Source organism: Nitrospira sp., assembly GCA_029194665.1.
Taxonomy (GTDB): domain Bacteria; phylum Nitrospirota; class Nitrospiria; order Nitrospirales; family Nitrospiraceae; genus Nitrospira_D.
In genome coordinates this window covers 1-3,651 of the sequence record JARFXO010000012.1, presented here as the reverse complement: position 1 = coordinate 3,651, position 3,651 = coordinate 1, and the positions used below count along the sequence as shown (strand labels likewise).

At 51.1% G+C, this 3,651-nt stretch carries 3 protein-coding genes; all 3 read right to left on the bottom strand.

The annotated features are described in order from the left end of the window. Positions 1–257 precede the first annotated feature (257 nt). The 3 genes from P0119_22760 to P0119_22750 all read right to left on the bottom strand — a co-directional run bounded on the left by P0119_22760 (position 258) and on the right by P0119_22750 (position 3,554). Positions 258–1,505 (bottom strand): hypothetical protein, encoded by a 1,248-nt coding sequence (locus P0119_22760; protein MDF0668883.1) that lies wholly within the window; start codon positions 1,503–1,505, stop codon positions 258–260. 2 nt (positions 1,506–1,507) lie between these two features. Then, positions 1,508–2,236 (bottom strand): hypothetical protein, encoded by a 729-nt coding sequence (locus P0119_22755; protein ID MDF0668882.1) that lies wholly within the window; start codon positions 2,234–2,236, stop codon positions 1,508–1,510. 145 nt (positions 2,237–2,381) lie between these two features. After that, complete coding sequence (locus P0119_22750; GenBank protein ID MDF0668881.1) at positions 2,382–3,554, bottom strand: IS256 family transposase; 1,173 nt, start codon at positions 3,552–3,554, stop codon at positions 2,382–2,384. Positions 3,555–3,651 lie beyond the last annotated feature (97 nt).

The window sequence follows — 3,651 nt, the reverse complement described above, 5'->3', positions numbered from 1 at the left end:
CGACAAAGCGTGCTAGGTGATTCACAGGCAGGGCTTCGCGCAAGGTGATGGTGGAATTGAGAGTCGCGTCGTAATCCGGAGTTTTGAATTCTCTGCTCATGCGTGAATTGTATTACAGTTGGGAGACTTTATGTCTCTCTCCGACAGACTGCTAGACAAGATTTTGGATGTGACGGGCAATGAATGAAATAAGAGGAGCGGACTGGAAACAATCCAGCCGCTCCGACCAAAAAACATCAATGCACATGATTTTACTATTAGGAGACAATGCTTCTATACCAATTGAATAACCTAAACCCATTAACTGTACTCCTTTCTTGAAAACGCCGCGCCACCAGATCAAATGGCTCGATACGTTTGTGTGTTGACCCCACTTGCAATAGAACAGGTTGACCTTGCGTCACTTCATTCTGCCATTCCCCCCCCAGATTACGTCGCACCACTTCGCCAACATACGCGCCAAATGCGTGTATCCCTGTATTTATGGTATCTATTGGTTCGTTGGGCTGGAAACCATTTTCAATTAGATGGTCGACCGTCATTAAACTTGAAATGCTGAAATCCAAAGTTTTCCCCCAGAACTTTTTCACTCCCATTACACATCCTTCTGCCTGACGCTGCATCTCCAATGTAGTTTGCTCACGCACTTGCAAGACGCTCTGTTCAATTCTCTGTCTCATCTCTTGCCCTATTATGGTTTGATTGCGCTCAAATTCAGCCAATTCATCGAGCGTTGCCTTCTCAGTTGGACTTTGGGTTCCCAGATGTGCTTTGATTTGGGCGATAGTCTGTTGGGCTTTAGGTTCGAGTTGCACCAGCGGCGAAGGAGAAATTGTGAACAAAACGCCTCCGTTTGAGAGTTCACGAAACTGATAAGCAGGCACGGTCAGGAGGCGCTCTATTCCAATACGCGCTACGAGGCGGGGCCCAAACAAATTCGCCCAGCTAATGAATGCGGGTTCAAAGAGATCTTGGTGTGCCTGATCATAGGCAGTGCCGTGTCGCACTGCGGGATGCTCCGCTTTCCCGTAATCACCTTCGACTATTTCAAACAAGTCGCCAAGTAGGTTGAGGTATGCCTGAGTAAATAGGGAATCCGCGAACTTTGTGCCGAATGCGCTGACAGTGACCATTGAAGTATCGCTTGGGCGCGGGGCATTGCGTAACTTGCCATTCACCTTTTCTTTAATCATGTCGCCAGTACAGTTAAGGTCAAGATAAATTCGAATGCTTGGGTAATCTCCTTCCAAAATGATCCTTGCGCGTGGTTCCTGTGCGAGTTGATCGTACAAGATATCAGGAGTAGCTGCCCACTTGAACGGGTCCGCTTTTTGATGAGAATGATGTCGCGTCGAGAGAATGTATTTGTTGATGAGAGGGGCAAAATATTCATCAGGGGCGATCCTTGCAAGAATCGCGCGCGTGGTTGCTGCCGGTTTCTGCAATTGATGTGTACGCAGTACAGCAATAATATTTGCGTTTGGGCTGAGCTGACTTGTTAACATCTTTAGGGAAGAATCCATCTGACCATGGTACCAACATCATCAATATACCATACATCTATACCTCTCTCCACCAATCCTCGTGCGACCGTATCAGATATTCTCCGCCCAAAAACATAGTTGAGGGTGTACCCATTTTGTTGGGCATAATCAATATAGGCGTCTGCTTGGCTCCAAAAGTTTCTGCCAATTGATGTTTGGTTTGTATAGTTTTTGAGTTCGTAAATCTGTCTGCCGCCTATTAGGGTGTCGGATTCGTCCAGAATATCCACGCGGCGTGCCCCTTCGAAGATTTCTCTTCCTTTGGCAGAGGGGTTGTTAAGAATATTTCCTTTGAACCAATCGGAAAAAGCCTTGCCGGTTTGGGCTGGGTGAATACCGCCACCTCGAAAATTACGATACTTTGCAACTTCGTCAGCTACAGATTCAAGTCCTTTTCGTGGATCAAGTCCACCTGGACTCGCGGTTTGTCCTCCCTGATCCTGCAAAGTTCCTCTCGCTTTATTTGCTCCAGCAGTCGCGAGCAGTCCAAGCAACATCGCTTGGTCTTTTTGCCGCTTGAGGAATGTATCTCCCAATGTGGTTACAGCATCATTCAAGGACACCGATAGAGCTTGATGATTTTCCGCGATTTCCTGGCCACCCCAAATGGCCGCAGCCGACCCGCCAAGAAAGAGACCAACCTCGATAACACCAATCCCCTCGATAATGCACAAGTCCCAGAGATTGTGCAACTTTGTTTCTGTAAATTCGCTGGGTGTATCCGAAGCGCGATTTGAACCCTTCGGCTACGCTCAGGGCAGGTTCTTAAAAGCCCAGCTCGGTTGTGGAAAAGTGGACAGAAGTGCACTGCCCACTTTTCCACAACCGCTACGACGACTACGACGGCGCGTCCTCGCCCAGCGTGAGATACACTTTCCCGGTCTGCCACGCTTCGTCGAGTTCCATCAAGATGGCACTGATGAGCCGCAAGCAGGATTGCTCACTCGGAAAGATACTCACCACGCGTGTGCGCCGCTCAATCTCGCGATGCACGCGCTCCAGCCCGTTGACGGTTCGCAGGCGCCGCTGATGGGACTTGGGAAAGTTAAAGACCGTGAAACCTTCCGGCAGATCCGTTTCCAACCACGCGGCAAGCTTCGGCGCCGACTTGAGATATTTTTGCACCGTGCGGGTCAAGTAACTTTCTGCCGCGACGCGATCGGGGGCATTGAAAATGATCCGAATGTCGGCGGCGACTTGGCTGCGCATGTCCTGATGCGGGACATAGGCTTGGGCATTTTGCTGCAAGTGAAACTGACAGCGTTGCCATGGAATCCCACCAAACACCGTTTGGCGTGCGGCTTTGAGTCCTGCATGGTCGTCGCTGATAATCAACTGCACGCCACCTAAGCCGCGTGCGACCAAACTCTGCAGAAAGGTGCGCCAATGCAGTTCATGTTCGCTCAAGGCGACAGAAAGCCCAAGGATTTCGCGCTTGCCCGCCGGGTTGACACCCGAGGCAATCAGCACGGCCGCATCCCGGATTTGCCCGTTGTCGCGCACTTTTTCAAAGTGGGCGTCGAGATACAGATAGCACATTTCGCCCAGTGGGCGCGTGCGCCACGCGTGCAACGCATCATCCAGTAACTTGGCGGCACGGCTGACCTGGGTCGAAGAGACGTCGGAGCCGCAGAGTTGTTCGAGAATGGCGGTCACTTTCCGCGTCGAGACGCCTTGAATGTACATCTCGGCAAGCGCCAGATGGAGGGCCCGCTCGCTGCGTAACCCTTTCTCCAACGCGCTGGGATAAAAGTTGCCGTCGCGCACTTGGGGAATGGCGAATTGGATCTCGCCGACGCGCGTTTGGACCGTCTTGGGCTTGAAGCCGTTGGCGTGCCCGCGTCGTTCCGGCGAGCGTTGATAGCGTGCGGCGCCCAGATATTGTTCGCGTTCGACTTGCATCGCGGTGTTAAAGATCAGTTCGAGCAATTGGGGCAAGATGTCGAACCCGTTGTCGTTGACGAGTTCGGTAATCTCGCGGGGTAGTGTAGAATCAGATGGGTAGGTCATGGTGTGACTCCTTTTTGAAGTTGGCGCTTCTAAGGATACACCAGACCTACTCTTTTGTTCGAGTCGGTCAAATTTACAGAAAACAGTTTACACTAAC